At 63.9% G+C, this 15,083-nt stretch carries 20 protein-coding genes; 17 read left to right on the forward strand and 3 right to left on the reverse strand.

Going from position 1 to position 15,083, the window contains the following annotated elements; all coding sequences use genetic code 11:
• Positions 1–94 precede the first annotated feature (94 nt).
• On the reverse strand, positions 95–310 hold the full coding sequence (locus RHPLAN_RS10060) for a hypothetical protein (RefSeq protein ID WP_068016752.1): 216 nt from the start codon (positions 308–310) through the stop codon (positions 95–97).
• 239 nt (positions 311–549) lie between these two features.
• Between RHPLAN_RS10060 and RHPLAN_RS10065 the strand changes: the two genes are divergently transcribed.
• The 3 genes from RHPLAN_RS10065 (at position 550) to rpsU (ending at position 1,607) form a co-directional block, all read left to right on the forward strand.
• A complete protein-coding gene (locus tag RHPLAN_RS10065) occupies positions 550–792 on the forward strand; it encodes a hypothetical protein (RefSeq protein WP_068016754.1) in 243 nt (80 codons plus the stop codon).
• Positions 793–895: 103 nt separating this feature from the next.
• Positions 896–1,129 (forward strand): hypothetical protein, encoded by a 234-nt coding sequence (locus tag RHPLAN_RS10070; RefSeq protein ID WP_068016757.1) that lies wholly within the window; start codon positions 896–898, stop codon positions 1,127–1,129.
• A gap of 163 nt (positions 1,130–1,292) precedes the next feature.
• The gene (gene rpsU / locus RHPLAN_RS10075; protein ID WP_068016759.1) at positions 1,293–1,607 is read left to right on the forward strand and encodes a 30S ribosomal protein S21; all 315 of its coding nucleotides are present in this window, start codon (positions 1,293–1,295) and stop codon (positions 1,605–1,607) included.
• 56 nt (positions 1,608–1,663) lie between these two features.
• Here rpsU and RHPLAN_RS10080 read toward each other — a convergent pair whose 3' ends face one another.
• Entirely contained in the window at positions 1,664–2,884 is a 1,221-nt protein-coding gene (locus tag RHPLAN_RS10080) for an NAD(P)/FAD-dependent oxidoreductase (RefSeq protein WP_068016762.1), read from the reverse strand.
• A gap of 83 nt (positions 2,885–2,967) precedes the next feature.
• On the opposite strand from RHPLAN_RS10080, the gene ruvA reads away from it, so the two are divergent.
• From ruvA to ruvB, 3 genes are read left to right on the forward strand one after another with little or no spacing between them, the layout of a single operon-like run.
• Positions 2,968–3,585: a Holliday junction branch migration protein RuvA gene (ruvA, locus tag RHPLAN_RS10085; protein WP_068016765.1), complete on the forward strand. Its 618-nt coding sequence runs from the start codon at positions 2,968–2,970 to the stop codon at positions 3,583–3,585.
• 44 nt (positions 3,586–3,629) lie between these two features.
• Complete coding sequence (locus tag RHPLAN_RS10090) at positions 3,630–4,049, forward strand: cytidine deaminase (RefSeq protein WP_068016769.1); 420 nt, start codon at positions 3,630–3,632, stop codon at positions 4,047–4,049.
• A gap of 2 nt (positions 4,050–4,051) precedes the next feature.
• Positions 4,052–5,104 (forward strand): Holliday junction branch migration DNA helicase RuvB, encoded by a 1,053-nt coding sequence (gene ruvB, locus RHPLAN_RS10095; RefSeq protein ID WP_068016772.1) that lies wholly within the window; start codon positions 4,052–4,054, stop codon positions 5,102–5,104.
• Positions 5,105–5,139: 35 nt separating this feature from the next.
• Here ruvB and RHPLAN_RS10100 read toward each other — a convergent pair whose 3' ends face one another.
• Positions 5,140–5,655, reverse strand: a complete 516-nt coding sequence (locus tag RHPLAN_RS10100; RefSeq protein WP_068016775.1) for a DUF2199 domain-containing protein — start codon at positions 5,653–5,655, stop codon at positions 5,140–5,142.
• Positions 5,656–5,731: 76 nt separating this feature from the next.
• On the opposite strand from RHPLAN_RS10100, the gene RHPLAN_RS10105 reads away from it, so the two are divergent.
• The 11 genes from RHPLAN_RS10105 to tilS all read left to right on the forward strand — a co-directional run bounded on the left by RHPLAN_RS10105 (position 5,732) and on the right by tilS (position 15,063).
• The gene (locus tag RHPLAN_RS10105) at positions 5,732–6,106 is read left to right on the forward strand and encodes a GFA family protein (RefSeq protein ID WP_068016778.1); all 375 of its coding nucleotides are present in this window, start codon (positions 5,732–5,734) and stop codon (positions 6,104–6,106) included.
• Positions 6,103–6,567 (forward strand): tol-pal system-associated acyl-CoA thioesterase, encoded by a 465-nt coding sequence (gene ybgC / locus RHPLAN_RS10110; protein WP_068016782.1) that lies wholly within the window; start codon positions 6,103–6,105, stop codon positions 6,565–6,567. Before RHPLAN_RS10105 ends, ybgC begins: the two co-directional genes overlap by 4 nt.
• 44 nt (positions 6,568–6,611) lie before the next feature.
• Positions 6,612–7,250, forward strand: a complete 639-nt coding sequence (locus RHPLAN_RS10115; RefSeq protein ID WP_068016785.1) for a TetR/AcrR family transcriptional regulator — start codon at positions 6,612–6,614, stop codon at positions 7,248–7,250.
• Positions 7,251–7,388: 138 nt separating this feature from the next.
• Complete coding sequence (locus tag RHPLAN_RS10120) at positions 7,389–7,847, forward strand: DUF2852 domain-containing protein (protein ID WP_068016788.1); 459 nt, start codon at positions 7,389–7,391, stop codon at positions 7,845–7,847.
• 429 nt (positions 7,848–8,276) lie between these two features.
• Complete coding sequence (gene tolQ, locus RHPLAN_RS10125) at positions 8,277–8,999, forward strand: protein TolQ (RefSeq protein WP_068016791.1); 723 nt, start codon at positions 8,277–8,279, stop codon at positions 8,997–8,999.
• 105 nt (positions 9,000–9,104) lie between these two features.
• Positions 9,105–9,563: a protein TolR gene (tolR, locus tag RHPLAN_RS10130; protein ID WP_068016792.1), complete on the forward strand. Its 459-nt coding sequence runs from the start codon at positions 9,105–9,107 to the stop codon at positions 9,561–9,563.
• Positions 9,560–10,549: a cell envelope integrity protein TolA gene (gene tolA, locus RHPLAN_RS10135; protein ID WP_157100180.1), complete on the forward strand. Its 990-nt coding sequence runs from the start codon at positions 9,560–9,562 to the stop codon at positions 10,547–10,549. Before tolR ends, tolA begins: the two co-directional genes overlap by 4 nt.
• Before the next feature lie 81 nt (positions 10,550–10,630).
• On the forward strand, positions 10,631–11,938 hold the full coding sequence (gene tolB / locus RHPLAN_RS10140; RefSeq protein ID WP_068030967.1) for a Tol-Pal system beta propeller repeat protein TolB: 1,308 nt from the start codon (positions 10,631–10,633) through the stop codon (positions 11,936–11,938).
• Between the two features lie 192 nt (positions 11,939–12,130).
• Positions 12,131–12,625, forward strand: coding sequence for a peptidoglycan-associated lipoprotein Pal (gene pal / locus RHPLAN_RS10145; protein WP_068016798.1), 495 nt, complete (start codon positions 12,131–12,133; stop codon positions 12,623–12,625).
• Positions 12,626–12,800: 175 nt separating this feature from the next.
• Positions 12,801–13,994 carry a tol-pal system protein YbgF gene (gene ybgF / locus RHPLAN_RS10150; protein WP_068016802.1) on the forward strand — a complete coding sequence of 398 codons (1,194 nt, stop codon included), beginning with the start codon at positions 12,801–12,803 and terminating at the stop codon, positions 13,992–13,994.
• Positions 13,981–15,063 (forward strand): tRNA lysidine(34) synthetase TilS, encoded by a 1,083-nt coding sequence (tilS, locus tag RHPLAN_RS10155; RefSeq protein WP_068016805.1) that lies wholly within the window; start codon positions 13,981–13,983, stop codon positions 15,061–15,063. The genes ybgF and tilS overlap by 14 nt, the downstream gene beginning before the upstream one ends.
• Positions 15,064–15,083: the final 20 nt, after the last annotated feature.

The raw sequence follows: 15,083 nt of genomic DNA on the forward strand, positions 1-15,083 counted from the left end.
TATCGATGCCACCATATAGGCGCTTGGGGCGGAACTTACAAGTTGATCCGTTCCTGCGCTAACCTATCTGGCCGATTGGCCGCGAGCCGCCGGCTTACGCAACGCGATGCAGGTCATAGAGTTCGTGCATCTCGGCCACGATGGCGCGAAACAGTGCACCATAGGGCATCATCAGATGTGGCTTCGCCGAGAACGTCGCCTGCCATTGGCTGCCGGCGCCGAACACGGTGACCTCGTCAAGCTCCATCCTGGTCCGCGCGCGTTCCAGGATCAGCGCCTCCAATTGCAGCTTGGTTTTCTGTTCCTTCATGAAGGACGCGCCCTGGTTTACGCCAGTCTATCACGAGCAAAGTTCCGAATTGAGGCGTGGCCGGGGAATTGCGCGGGACGATTGCGATAGCGCTGCCGCCTGACACGGAGTATTGTGAATCGTGGGCACGCGGCCGGCCTTGGCAGCGTTCGACATCGGTCGAAGCACCGCCAGGCGGTTCTCGGCACAAGCCCGTCAGCCATCGAGACAAAGGCTCTTAATCGAGAAAAGGCTCTTTCATGTCCTTCAAGTTCGCCGTCGGTCAGGCGGTTGAATACAAGCCGGTCGGCGCCAAGGTCGGACTTTTCAAGGTGACGCGACAAATGCCGGAAGAACTCCGCGCGATCGATCGTCGATACCGCATCAAGAGCGAGCAGGAAGGATTCGAGCGCAACGTGCTTGAATGCGACCTCAATGAAGCGACGGGTTCGGAAGAGGAATATTCGCCGATGCGGCCGTTGCGCCGAAGTGGCGGCCACTGATTCGATACCTATATGCGGCTGGCTGTCTTCGCGCCGCCCTCCGCGTGCAGCGGATGCCCAATCGCCAGCGCAATTTTCAAGTTACACGAAACAGGAGCCTCTCGTGGCCACCATGAACATGCCTAAAAAGGAAGCCGGCGAATCGGTCGCCTTGCCGGTCGATCAATCCCGCGTGCCGCTCAAACGTTTCCGGTTGCAGGTCGATCGTCAGACCAAAGCCACGTTCGCCGAGCTTGCTGATGCCGAGAAAGCCGGACGTGAGATCAAGAAGGCTCATCCGATCGTTCAAGTCTCGGTCTATGATTCCAAAGAAGGCGGGCAGACGTTGCTCGACTAGCCTGGCGAATGCGCGCTATTCGATGAGCCGCGGATAATCTTTTGCGGTCGCAAAGAGAGTGATTTGTAAGCCGCCGGCCGCTCCCTTTTCCGAAGCTTTTTTCTCAAACCGAGGCCTTTCCTCAGACCGAAGCCTTTCCTCAGACCAAAGAGAAGGATGTCACTTGCAGGTACTCGTCCGCGACAACAACGTCGATCAGGCGCTTCGCGTATTGAAGAAAAAGATGCAGCGCGAAGGCGTGTTTCGCGAAATGAAGCAGCGACGGTCCTACGAGAAGCCCTCCGAGCGCAAAAACCGGGAAAAGTCAGAGGCGATCCGCCGGGCGCGCAAGCTCGCACGCAAGAAAGCGCAGCGCGAGGGACTGATTCCAAACACCAGCAAGAAGAAGATTGACGACAAGAGGAACGCTCGCTTCGGCAAGGCCCCCTTCGGAGGTGCAGCAGGAGCGCAGGATCGTTCGAAACCATCCCTTGGATGAAATGCACCAGCAGGCGGATGCCTGTCGCGGCGGCTGCTTCAAGTGAGGCGTATCCGCTAACGTCTGGCGCGGCGAAACCCGTAAAGGTCGGCATCGACGTCGGGACGGCCGGTCAGCGCGCCGCAAATGACGTCGGCGGCGATCCGCGAATACGTCGTGCCGTTGCCGCCATAGCCGAGCGCCGCCCAGCAGTTCGGCATTCCGGGAATGGGACCGATGGTCGGCAATCCGGCCGCGCTCTGGCCGAATGAGCCGGTCCAGGCGAACTCCGCGCGGCTGTCGATGCCGGGCACCAGGCGATGAAGCTTCCGTTCCAGGGCCCGTGTTTTCTTCGCAATGAGCGCATCGCGATGCGTCTCGTCGGAAAAGTCTTCATCTTCGCCCCCACAGATCACGCGGCCGTCTGGCGTGGTGCGCGCGTAGAGATACGGATCAGCCGCTTCCCAGATCATGCATTGCGATGGCCAGAGCCTGCGCGGTTGTCGCGCCGTGGCGATCGCCCAGGTCGATACGATGCGATGCCCGCGCTGCGGCACGCGATTGGGAAATTCGTAGCCGGTGGCGAGAACGAGGTGTTTGGCGCGAATGGTTCGGCCGTTCTTGCAGGTCGCCAGCACGCGGGATTTCTTCGCATCGATGTCCGAGACGTCAACCGGCGCATAGATCCTCGCGCCGCACGCGGATGCCCCGCGCAGCAACGCGCAGGTCGCCAGCCGTGGATCGAGCGCGAGATCGCCATGGCTCATGATCGCTGCAGCGGCGTGAATGCCGAACTCATGGCGCAGTTCGGAGCGGCGGATCATGCGGCAGGCGAAACCGGCCGCGAGCCGGGCATCGCGTTCGCGTGCGAGTCCATCGGCATCGAGCAGATTGCCGGCCAGGTAAAGCGTGTCGCGCCGCTCGAGGCCGCGGACGCCGAGCTCGCCAAGCCGCGCCGCGATGGCATCGACCGCAAGCCGCGAGCGACGCCAGGCGCGGATCGCGTCACGCCGCCCGATGCGGCGCGCAAGCTTGTGAAGCGGCGTATCGATCTCATATTGCACCAACGCGGTGCTGGCCGTGGTCGAGCCTTTGGCGGGGCCGCGACGGTCGACGACTGCGACCTCGAAGCCTTCGTGGGACAACGCATCGGCCACAATGGCGCCGGTGATGCCCGCCCCGACCACCAGAACCTCGGTCTCGATGTCGCGGGTGAGCCGCCGGTGTGGCACCGGCGTCGCGCGGCTCGCCTCCCACACCGAGCGGCCGGTCCGCAAGTCCTTGGATTTGGTGACCACGTTCGGCCGCTATCCCGCTTCAAACCGGGGATACAATGCTTAGCTCGTGAATTCGATCCGGCGATTCGTGGTAACAAGCCTTTATGATCGGCAAGCTGAAAGGCGTCATCGACAGCTACGGCGAGGATTTCATCGTCCTCGACGTGCATGGCGTGGGCTATCTGGTGCACTGCTCGGCGCGCACCTTGCAGGCGCTGCCGGCGCCGGGCGAGGCTGTCACGCTCGCCATCGAGACCCATGTCCGCGAGGATCAGATCAGGCTGTTCGGATTCTTGAGCGACGCCGAACGCGAGTGGTTCCGCCTCCTGCAGACCGTGCAGGGCGTCGGCGCCAAGGTGGCGCTGTCGGTGCTAAGCACCTTCAAGCCGGGCGAACTCGCCTCGGCCATTGCCATCGGCGATAAGGCCGCGATCAAGCGTGCGCCGGGCGTTGGCCCCAAGGTTGCGGAGCGGGTGGTGATCGAACTGAAGGACAAGGCGCCGGCCTATTCGGAGCTTGATCCGGCGGTGATCAAGCTTTCCGGCTCGGTCGCCGAGAAGCGTGCGCCGCAACCGATCCTCGATGCGGTCTCGGCGCTGGTCAATTTGGGATATGGCCAGCCGCAGGCCGCGGCGGCGATCTCGGCGGCGAGCCGCAATGCAGGCGAGGGGGCTGACACCGCGACCCTGATCCGGCAGGGCTTGAAGGAGTTGTCGAAGTGAGCGGACCGAATGACAGGCAGGCGGGGAATCCCGTTTCGCCGAAATTGTCGAAAGCCGATCAGGAACTGGTCGATGCCGCTGCCGAAGCCATCCGCAAGCGCTATCGCTACGACTGGCAGGAGGTCGGCGCGGCGCTTCGGCTGCGCTCCGGAAAGATTTTCACGGGCGTGAGCCTCGACGCCTATCTCGGCCGTATGGCGGTGTGTGCCGAAGCGGTGGCGCTCGGCCAGGCCATCACGGTGGCAGGCGAATTCAGCATCGATAGCATCGTCGCGGTGCGCCATCCTCCGCTGGAGGAGAAAGACCGGCCGATCACCGTGGTGTCGCCCTGTGGCGCTTGCCGCGAACTGATCTGGGACTACGACCGCAACGCCCGTGTCATCGTGCCGGGAGCGAACGGTCCGGAGGCCGTCAGCATCGGTGAACTCCTGCCGAACAAGTACAGCCGCGAGCGAGGAAACTGAGCGTGGCGAGCCCGCCCAAACGTCTCGTGACGCCCGAGCGCCGCGACGAAGACATCGCGGAGCTGAAGCTTCGGCCGCAGCGGCTCGCGGAGTTCATCGGCCAGCAGCAGGCGCGCGCCAACCTTTCGGTGTTCATCGAGGCCGCGAAGGCGCGCAACGAAGCGCTCGATCACGTGCTGCTGGTCGGCCCGCCAGGGCTTGGCAAGACCACGCTTGCCCAGATCGTCTCGCGCGAGCTTGGCGTCAACTTCCGCGCCACGTCGGGGCCGGTGATCGCCAAGGCCGGCGATCTCGCGGCGCTCCTCACCAATCTCGAAGAGCGCGACGTGCTCTTCATCGACGAGATCCACCGGCTCAATCCGGCGGTGGAAGAGGTGCTCTATCCCGCGATGGAGGACTTCCAGCTCGATCTCATCATCGGCGAGGGGCCGGCGGCGCGCTCGGTGAAGATCGATCTTGCAAAATTCACGCTGGTCGGCGCCACGACGCGCGCCGGCATGCTCACCAATCCGCTGCGCGACCGTTTCGGCATTCCGGTTCGGCTCAACTTCTACACCGAGGCGGAGCTCGAACTGATCGTCACCCGCGGCGCCCGCGTGCTCGGCCTTGGCATGTCGGAAGATGGCGCCAACGAGATCGCACGCCGCTCGCGCGGCACGCCGCGCATCGCCGGAAGGCTGCTGCGCCGTGTGCGCGACTTCGCCCATGTCGGCAAGGTCGACAAGGTCGATCGCAAGCTCGCCAACAAGGCGTTGCTGGAGCTCGAGGTCGACGCCGCGGGCCTGGACGTGATGGACCGCCGCTATCTCACGACCATCGCCGAGCACTACGGCGGCGGCCCGGTCGGCGTCGAGACGCTTGCTGCCGCGCTCTCGGAGCCGCGTGACGCGATCGAGGAGATCATCGAGCCGTTCCTCATCCAGAAGGGCTTCCTGCAGCGCACGCCGCGCGGCCGGCTGATCACCGGCCACGCCTTCAAGCATCTTGGCCTCGCCGAGCCCAAGCGCGATGCGTCACAGTTTGGCCTGTTTGCAACGGATGACGGCGACGACTGAGGCCAACGGACGGGACGTGCCCTTTGTCTTGGGCGTTATCTTGAATGCCTCAGCACCAGCGCCGCGATCTCCTTCACCCGATCAAGCGTGATGCCGTTGCGTTGCTCGATCGCCAGCGGATGATCCGGCACCTCGATCTCGAATGACGGCCGCCGGCGCGCGTTCTTCATCACAATCCGGCATGGCAGTCCGGTGGTCGCCGGATAGATCGGGATGTCGCTGCCGAACCGGCCGTGCAGCGGCGGCTCGTTTTCGCGGCTGGCGGTGTCCCAGAGCTGACCGAACCGCACGAAGCTGTCCTTCGACACGGACGCCCAGCTCCCCCAGATGAACGGCTCCTCGCAGTCGATCACCGGGATGACGATGCGGCCGCGAATGAAATAGTGCTCGTCATCGATCACGCAGGTGTCGGTGCCGATCACCCCACGATGGGGGCGATCCTCCTCGTCCAGCGAACGCCAGAGGTCCGGTTCGTCGAGCGCGAAGGCCATCGGCAGTTTGTCGTACTGCTTGCCGCAGCAGGAGCAGGTCCAGGTCAGGTTCAGGTCCACGGCGTATCACTTGTCGCTAAGATTGGCAGGTCATACGGCTATCGGGTAATCGTTCGTGCATGTCGAGAGCGTTCCAATGCTGAGCACCCACGAAGGCGGTTGTCATTGCGGCCGGGTTCGTTTCCGCGTGAGCGGCGACCTTGCCGACACGGTGTATTGCAATTGCTCGCTTTGCAGCATGAAGGGCTTTTTGCATCTCATCGTGCCGTTAGAACAATTCCAATGCGTGGGCGAGGCCGAACTGTCGACGTATCAGTTCGGCAGCCGTGTGGCCAAGCACACGTTCTGCTCCGTGTGCGGCGTCCATCCGTTCTACGTGCCGCGCTCGGACCCGGACAAGATCGACGTCAACGTACGCTGCATCGATGGCATCGACATTCATTCGCTGTCGCCCAAGGCGTTCGACGGCCGGAACTGGGACAGCGCAATCGGAGGCGCGAGCTGGCGATGAGCGCAACTTCCCTCGACGGCGAGATCCGCGACGGCCGGCACGTCCAGCCGGTGCGGGTCTATTACGAGGACACCGACTTTTCGGGCGTCGTGTATCACGCGAGCTATCTGCGTTTCATGGAGCGCGGCCGCACCAACTATCTCCGCTTGCTTGGTGCCGATCAGCGCGCGCTGTTCGAGGAGGTCGCGAAGGAGGCGCCGGGCTTCGCCTTCGTGGTGCGCGCCATGCAACTCGATTTTCTCAAACCCGCGCGGATGGACGATCTTCTTGAGGTCGTCACCACGCCCTCGGAGGTGAAGGGCGCCTCGATCGTGCTGCACCAGCGGGTCAATCGCGGCATCGAGACATTGGTCGAGGCGACCGTGCAGGTGGCCTTCGTGTCCGGTGGCCGCGCGCAGCGCATCCCCAAGGCGCTCCGCATCGCGATGAAAGCCGATCAGGATGCGGCCGGTGGCGGTTAGGTCACTGTCGACGCGCCGCGAGCCGTGATGTAAATGCTATTCACATGAGCTGGTCCAAGGACGGCGGCGGCAAGTCCCGTGGCTATCACCACGGCAACCTGAAGGAAGCGCTGATCCGCGCGGCGCTCGAGCTGATCGCTCAGAAGGGCCCGGCGGGCTTCACCTTTGCGGAAGCCGCGCGCTGGGCCGGCGTCAGTCCGGCTGCGCCCTATCGCCACTACCGCGACCGCGATGAGCTTTTGTCCGATGTCGCCAAGCGCGGCTTCGATCAGTTCGAGCAGGCGCTTTCGCGCGCCTGGAACGACGGCAAGCCCACGCCATCGGAAGCATTCGACCGGCTGGGCAAGGCTTATTTGGGGTTCGCGCGCACCGAGCCGGCTTACTATTCGGCGATGTTCGAAGCCGGCATTCCGCCCGATACCAATCCGGAATTTCGCGAGGCGGGCGAGCGCGCCTTCAACGTGCTGCGCCAGGCCACCGAAGTGATGGTTGCGATGATGCCGGCCAAGAATCGTCCGCCGGTGATGATGATGGCGCTGCACATCTGGGCGCTGTCGCATGGCATCGCCTCGCTGTTCGGGCGCGGCGACGCGGCGAGCCGCAAGCTGCCGATGACGCCGGAGGAATTGCTGGAGGCCGGCGTGCTCCTATATCTGCGCGGACTTGGTCTGCCGGGGGCATAGCGGAATCTCCGGCGGAACTTCAGGTCTGAATCCCCGAGACCGCAGGCCGCATCTGAATTTTTGGGCATCCCTTGACACCCCGGCCACCGCAATCTAGTTATGTAAATGTTATTAACATTCACACGCGCGAGGTGTGCGATGCCTATCGTTGCCAAGCTTGATGAACTCGGAAAACCAGCCTGGATCGCCCTGATGATCCTCGGCTTCATGATCTGGTGGCCACTCGGCCTTGCGAGCCTCGCGTTCTTGATCGGGAGTCGACGCATGTCTTGCTGGCACCACGACCCGGCCCGGTGGCAATACAAGATGGACAAGTTGCAGCGGAAAATGGACTCGGCGCAGTCCTGGATGAGCGGAAATCCCTGGGGTGGAAACCCTTGGGGCGGCAATCCCTGGCGAACGCCGTCCAGCGGCAACCGCGCCTTCGACGAGTACCGCGCCGACACGCTGCGCAGGCTCGAGGATGAGCAGAAGGAATTCCACGAGTTCCTGGGCCGCCTGCGGATGGCCAAGGACAAGGCCGAGTTCGACCAGTTCATGGCCGAGCGGCGCAACAGCCCAACCCCTCCGAGCCCTGAGTCTCCGCCGCAGAACTGACGCCCACTTTTCTGCGCAAGCCGCCCGCCGTGTTCCCCGACACGGCGGGCGTTTCATTTTGCATGGGACGGCAAGTTGTCATGCTCGGCTTCAAAGCCATGCTGCTGCTGGATTTTCTGAAATCTACTGTGAGTCTGAATGCCGCATCGTGGTTCCCGGTAACCCGGCATTAACCCAAATAACGCTGCCTAGGCCGGGAATGACCGGGCCGGTGCCCTAGTTTGGTCAATTTCGCGGGACTTTCTGCCCTCCGGCGGTGGTGGACGGCCAAAGCTCACGCGAAATTTGGTGCAGCTTGCGTGTCGCAACGCGATTCGCGCTGACGGCCATTGGGGCTAAGCGGAGCATCGTCCCGGTTCTCGAATGCGTGCGCGGTGGTCCGGCCGAATCCGGCCCCTGACCGCAATTGGTGATTTGGAGGGACAACGGATGAATCCTGGGGACGTGGCGCAAGCAGCGCTGCCGCTGACCTCCTCCGACCTGTCGCTGTTCGCAATGTTCTGGCACGCGCACTGGCTGGTGAAGTGCGTGATGCTGGGCCTGCTGATGGCTTCGGTGTGGGTCTGGGCGATCGTGATCGACAAATTCCTGCTCTACACGCGCACCAAGAAAGCCATGGACCGCTTCGAGGAGGCGTTCTGGTCGGGGCAGTCGCTGGAAGAGCTCTACAAGGCGCTGTCGCAGCGCCCGGTGCATTCGATGTCGGCGCTTTTTGTCGCAGCGATGCGCGAATGGAAGCGCAGCTTCGAGGGGCAGGTGCGCTCGTTTGCAGGTCTGCAGACCCGAATCGAGAAGGTGATGGACGTGACCATCTCCCGCGAGATCGAGCGGCTCGAGCGGCGGCTGCTGGTGCTCGCGACGGTGGGCTCCGCCGGGCCGTTCGTGGGCCTGTTCGGAACCGTCTGGGGCATCATGACGAGCTTCCAGTCGATCGCCGCCTCGAAAAACACTTCGTTAGCGGTTGTGGCGCCGGGCATCGCAGAGGCGCTGTTTGCGACCGCAATCGGCCTCATCGCCGCCATCCCGGCGACGATTTTCTATAACAAATTCACCAGCGAGGTGAACCGTCAGGCCCAGCGTCTGGAGGGCTTCGCGGACGAGTTCTCGGCGATCCTGTCTCGGCAGATCGACGAACGGGGAGGCGGCGCATGACCCCGAAAAGTGTGAAGCGGTTTTCGGACAAGGTCATGCGCGAAGAACTGAGCATGAGCTCGAGATGGTCGTGCTGAACAGTCAGTTGTCGGGGACCGTCCTGCCATGGGCATGAGCGGCGGCGCGCATTCCGGGGCGGGCGGCAAGCGGCGGCATCGCCGCAAGGCGGTCATGGCCGAAATCAACGTGACGCCGATGGTCGACGTCATGCTGGTGTTGCTGATCATCTTCATGGTGTCGGCCCCGCTGCTCACCGTCGGCGTGCCGATCGACCTGCCGCAGACCCAGGCCGCAAGTCTCGAACAGGCCGACAAGGAGCCGCTCGCCATTTCGGTCAACACCGAGGGCAAGGTGTTTCTGCAGAATTCCGAAATCCAGATCGACGAACTGGTGCCCAAGCTGAAGGCGATTGCTGAAGCGCGCGGCACCAACGGCGACGAGCGTATCTATGTTCGCGGCGATAAGACCGTGAATTATGGTACGGTGATGAGGGTCATGGGCCGGCTCTCTGCCGCAGGCTTCCGCAAGGTCGCCCTGGTCACGGAGGTGGAGCAAGGCTCGTGAAGTTGAAGCTGCCCGATATGAAGACCGGCCTCGCGATTTCGGTCATGGTGCATCTGGCCCTGCTGCTCTGGGGCCTGATCTCCTTTGCCGTGAAGCCGCTCGAGGCCAAGCCCAACGATGCGCTGCCGATCGACATCATTTCGGACAAGCAGTTTTCCGAATTGACCAAGGGCGTGAAGAACGCGCCCAAGACCGCGAAGCCCGCGCCGCTGGTCGAGAAGATCGACACGCCGAAGCCGGTCGACGATTCGACCGCCAAGGTGACACCGAAGAAGGAAATCCAGGCGGCGAAGACCGACGCGCAGAAGCCGCCTCCGCCGCCGGAGCCCGAGAAGGCCAAGCCCACCGAAGCCAAAGCTGCGGAAGCCAAGCCTGCCGAAGCCAAACCGGAAAAGAAGCCGGAGCTGCCGAAGGTCGATCCGATCGCCGAGACCTTGAAGAAGGAAGAGGCGAAGAAGAAAGCCGAAGAACGCGAACAGGCCAAGAAGAAGGTCGCCGAAGAGCGTGCCGCCAAGGCCAAGGCCGAAAAGCTTGAGCGCGAGAAAGAGCAGCAACAGAAGTACGATCCGAGCAAGATTGCGGCGCTCCTCGACAAACGTCAGGAGCAGCGGCAAGCCGCGGCCGGCGAACAGCTCAGCCCGAATCCCGGCCTCGGCAAATCCAACGGCACCGCCGCGGTGCTTTCGCAGAGCGAGATCGACGCATTGCGCCGTCGCCTCGCAGAATGCTGGAGTCCTCCGGTCGGCGCCGCCAACGTCGGCGGTCTGAAGGTGATCATCCGCGTGCTGTTCAGGCAGGACGGCATGGTTGCAGCGCCACCGCAACTCGTTGCGGGGCCACCTTCGGCGCTTGGTCCGCAGATGGCCGAGAGCGCCAAGCGCGCTATCTTGACCTGCCAGCCGTTCAAGATGCTGCGCCCGGAGCACTACGATCTGTGGAAAGATATCGAGATCGATTTCGATCCAAAAGAAATGCTCGGACTCTAGATACGATTGTTTCGGGAATTGAATTCCATGAATGGCACTGGTTCTGACGACACGCAGCAGAGGCTCGACCGTCCGCTGATCATGACACGACGGACGATGCTCGCGGGCGCCGCGGCTTCGCTCTGGCTTCCGCATCAGGCCCTGGCGCAGACCCGTGTCGAGGTCACGCAAGGCAACATCAAGCCGATCCCGATCGCGTTGCCGGATTTTTCCGGCGGCACGCAAGGCGATGCCGAAGTGGCGCGCAACATCACCCAGGTGATCACCGCAAACCTCAAGCGCTCCGGCTTGTTTCTGCCGATCGATCCGCAGGCCTTCATCGAGCGCAATCCAAACTTCGCCGGCATGCCGCGCTTTCCCGACTGGCGCGCGATCAACGCCCAGGCTTTGGTCACCGGCCGGATCACGCGGCAGCAGGACGGCCGTCTGCTGAGCGAGTTCCGGCTGTGGGACGTGGCCTCGGCCGAGCAGCTCATCGGCCAGCAGTACTTCACGTCGCCGGAAGCCTGGCGCCGCGTCGCGCACATCATCTCGGATGCGATCTACAAGCGTCTCACGGGTGAGTCCGGCTACTTCGACACCCGCGTGGCGTTCGTCGACGAGTCGGGACCGAAGCAGCAGCGCATCAAGCGGCTGGCGTTGATGGATCAGGACGGCGCCAACGTGCGCTACCTGACGCGCGGTGACGACCTCGTGCTGACGCCGCGGTTCTCGCCGTCGACGCAGGAGATCACCTACATGTCGTTCGGCGGCCGCGAGCCGCGGGTGTTTCTGCTCAACACCGAAACCTTGCAGCGCGAGGTGGTCGGCAACTTCCCGAACATGAGCTTCTCGCCGCGCTTCTCGCCGGACGGCCAGCGCGTCATCATGAGCCTGCAGCAGGGCAGCAACTCCAACCTCTACGTGCTCGATCTGCGCTCCAAGGCGATGTCGCGGCTCACCGATACGGCGGCGATCGACACCGCGCCGTCCTATTCGCCCGACAGCACGCGCATCTGCTTCGAAAGCGACCGCGGCGGCTCGCAACAGATCTACATCATGAGCTCGGGTGGCGGGCAGGCGCAGCGCATCAGCTTCGGCGAGGGCCGCTATTCGACCCCGGTGTGGTCGCCGCGCGGCGACTACATCGCCTTCACCAGGCAGGCCAATGGCAACTTCGGCATTGGCATCATCAAGCCGGACGGGTCGGGCGAGCGAATCCTGACCGAAGGTTTCCACAACGAAGGGCCGACCTTTGCGCCGAACGGCCGGGTGCTGATGTTCTTCCGCGATCCGGGCGGCAGCGGTGGGCCCTCGCTGTTCAGCATCGATATCAGCGGCCGGAACGAGTTACGGGTGCCGACCCCGGGTTTTGCCTCGGATCCGGCCTGGTCACCGCTGCTGTCGTGATTTGACGTTTCATGGCGGCGGCCATAGGAGAGCCACGTTAAGGCCGCATTAACCATGACAGTGGGTTTCGGGGGAATGTGCTTTTTTCCCTGCCTTGGCAACTCCTCATCAAGGTTGACGGAACGTTCGTTTAACCAACCTCCTGCTAGATGACGGGATGGTCCGGCGAAAACTCGAAACGGAGGCACCGGGATGAAATCTATGTCGCGTATCGTCCACCGTGCAGGAATCATGACTCTGCTGGTGGCAGGCTTGGCGCTCGGCGCCTGTGCCAAGAACAATCAGGCGGCTGACTCACTTGCCTCGGCAGGTGTGGCAACGCCGGGCAGTCAGCAGGACTTCGTCGTCAATGTCGGCGATCGCGTCTTCTTTGAGACCGATCAAACCGATCTGACGCCGCAGGCCCGCGCCACGCTCGACAAGCAGGCGCAATGGCTGCAGCAATATGCCAACTACACCTTCACCATCGAAGGCCACGCCGACGAGCGCGGCACGCGCGAATACAATATCGCGCTCGGCGCCCGTCGCGCCCAGACGGTGCGGGATTATCTTGCAGCGCAAGGCATCCAGCCGGGCCGCATGCGCACCGTGTCCTACGGCAAGGAACGTCCGGTCGCGGTGTGTAACGACATCTCGTGCTGGTCGCAGAACCGCCGCGCCGTCACGGTGCTCGGCGCCACATCTTAAGTGCCGCGTCGCAAGACGACGGATGCTGCACGGACCTAAGCCCGGCGCCCGTAAGGGCGCCGTTTGCTTTTGAGGGCATTCAGAGGGGATCATGGGCCAAACGCGATCGCAGTCACACTTTGGTCCCGATCGCGCCGCTATGGTAGATACTCGCCGGGCAACCAGACGTTTCGACATGATGACCGTCAATCGCGGGCTCACGATGGCAGCGCTCGCCGCTGCTCTTTGCATTTCCACGGCCGCTGCCGCACAGGATAACGGCTCGCCTCCCTGGGGGTTCGACCGGCTATTCCAGCGCCCGCAGGCGAACGTCCCGCAGGGACAGCAGAGCCAAGGACAGCAAGGTCAATGGCGAGGCCAGCAGGCCGGCGGTCAGGAGGAGGCGCTGCCCGATCAGGTGTTGCGCGCCGAACGGGCCGAGCAGCAACTCCGGCAGATGACCGGACAGGTGGAACAGCTGCAGTACCGCAACCAACAGCTTGAGGCGCAGATCCGCGCCATGGGCGGCACGCCGGGCGGCACAGCGGGTGCGCAGCCCGGACAGCCGCCGCAGCAGCAGCCGGCGCAGGGCGCGCAAATGGGCCAGCCGCTGCCCCCAATGCAGCAGCCGCGTACTGTGCAAGGTGCGCCGATGGCGGCACCATCGGCGCCGCCTGCGGCCGCGGCGCCGGGCCGCCGCTCCGACGTCTTCGATCCGTCACAAAACCCCAACGCGCCCGGCGCGCCGCATGCGCTGGGCAGCCTGTCGTCCAACGGCGCGGCCGAGCCACCCGTTGTGATCGAGGCCGATTCGCCGGTCGGCGCTCCCGGCGGCCGCGGCGCGGGCGCGCCGCTCGATCTTTCGACCATGACAGGCCGCGGCGGAGAGCCGGGCTATACCCGGCAGGGTGCCGAGCCGGGTTATGAACAGCAGGGCTCGCTGCCGGCGCCGCCCTCGCGCAACGTGAACGCCACCGGCGCGGTGGCCTCGGTCGCGCCGCCGACCGAACAGCCGAAAGACTACTACGACCTCGGCTACGGCTACGTGCTGCGTAAGGACTACGCGCTGGCCGAGCAGACCTTCGACAGCTTCCTGAAGAAATACCCGAATGATCGCCGTGCGCCCGAGGCGCAGTTCTGGCTCGGCGAAAGCCTGTTCCAGCGGCAGCGCTACGACGCCGCCGCGCAGGCATTCCTTGACCTCTCGACCAAGTACGGCACGCATCCGAAGGCGCCGGAGGCGCTGTTGCGGCTCGGCCAGTCGCTGGCCGCGCTCAAGCAGAAGGAAATGTCTTGCGCGACCTTCGCCGAGATCGGCCGCAAGTATCCGAAGGCTCCCGCCAGCGTGAAGCAGGGCGTGGAGCGCGAGCAGAAGCGTGTCCAGTGCTGACGGCTTAAAGCCGATCACCGACGCCGAAGTCAGAGCGCTGTTCGCCCATCTCGTCGATTTTCCCTCGTTGATCCTCGCCGTTTCCGGCGGCCCCGACTCGACCGCACTGATGGTGCTCGCCGCGCGCTGGCGTCAACGGCTCAGGCGCGGACCGAAGCTCGTCGCCGTCACGGTTGACCACGGGCTGCGGCCGGAGGCCAAACGGGAAGCGCTCGCGGTCAAGAGGCTCGCGCGTTCGCTTCGCATCGAACACAAGACGCTGCGCTGGATCGGGACGAAGCCGAAATCCGGAATCCAGGAGGCGGCGCGTGCTGCGCGCTATCGATTGCTCGGCGGCGTGGCCTTGAAAGCGGACAAGGCTCCGGTGCTGACCGCGCATACACAGGACGATCAGGCCGAGACCGTGCTGTTCCGGATGATGCGCGGCAGCGGCGTGGCGGGCCTTGCCGCCATGCGGGCCGGCAATCCGCTGCCGGGTCACGAAGACCAGAAGCTCGCATTGTTCCGGCCGCTGCTCGGGGTTTCCAAATCGCGGCTGACCGCGACGTTGAGGGCCGCAAAAATCTCCTACGCCGACGACCCCTCCAACCGCGATCCGCGCTTTGCCAGACCCAGGCTCCGCGAACTGATGCCGCAACTCGCGGCCGAAGGCCTGACCTCCGAGCGGCTGGCCCGGCTCGCATCGCGGGTCTCGCGTGTCGAGTGGACGCTTTATGAGGTTTTGAATGCGGCGCTGCTCAAATTCGCGCCGGGGCCGTGGCCCGCGAAGGGGCCCATCACGCTCAATGCTGACGAATTCAGCCGTCTGCCCGAAGAGATCGCGTTGCGGATGCTCGAACGGATCATCAATTGGGTTGGGAATGAAGGGCCGGCGGAGCTCGGTAAGCTAGAAAACCTCTTCGAAGCCCTGGCGGTCGCGATGGTGACGCATCCCCGCAGGTTTCGCCGCACCCTGGCTGGGGCGGTGGTCACGATGGCCAAGGACCGGATCATCGTGGAGCTCGCGCCTGCGCGCAGGGCTGGTCTGAGCCGGCCTGCCTTGAACAGGTCTGCCCTCAAACGGCCTTAACCAACCGCGAATCTCTTGGT

Source organism: Rhodoplanes sp. Z2-YC6860 (assembly GCF_001579845.1).
Lineage (GTDB): Bacteria > Pseudomonadota > Alphaproteobacteria > Rhizobiales > Xanthobacteraceae > Z2-YC6860.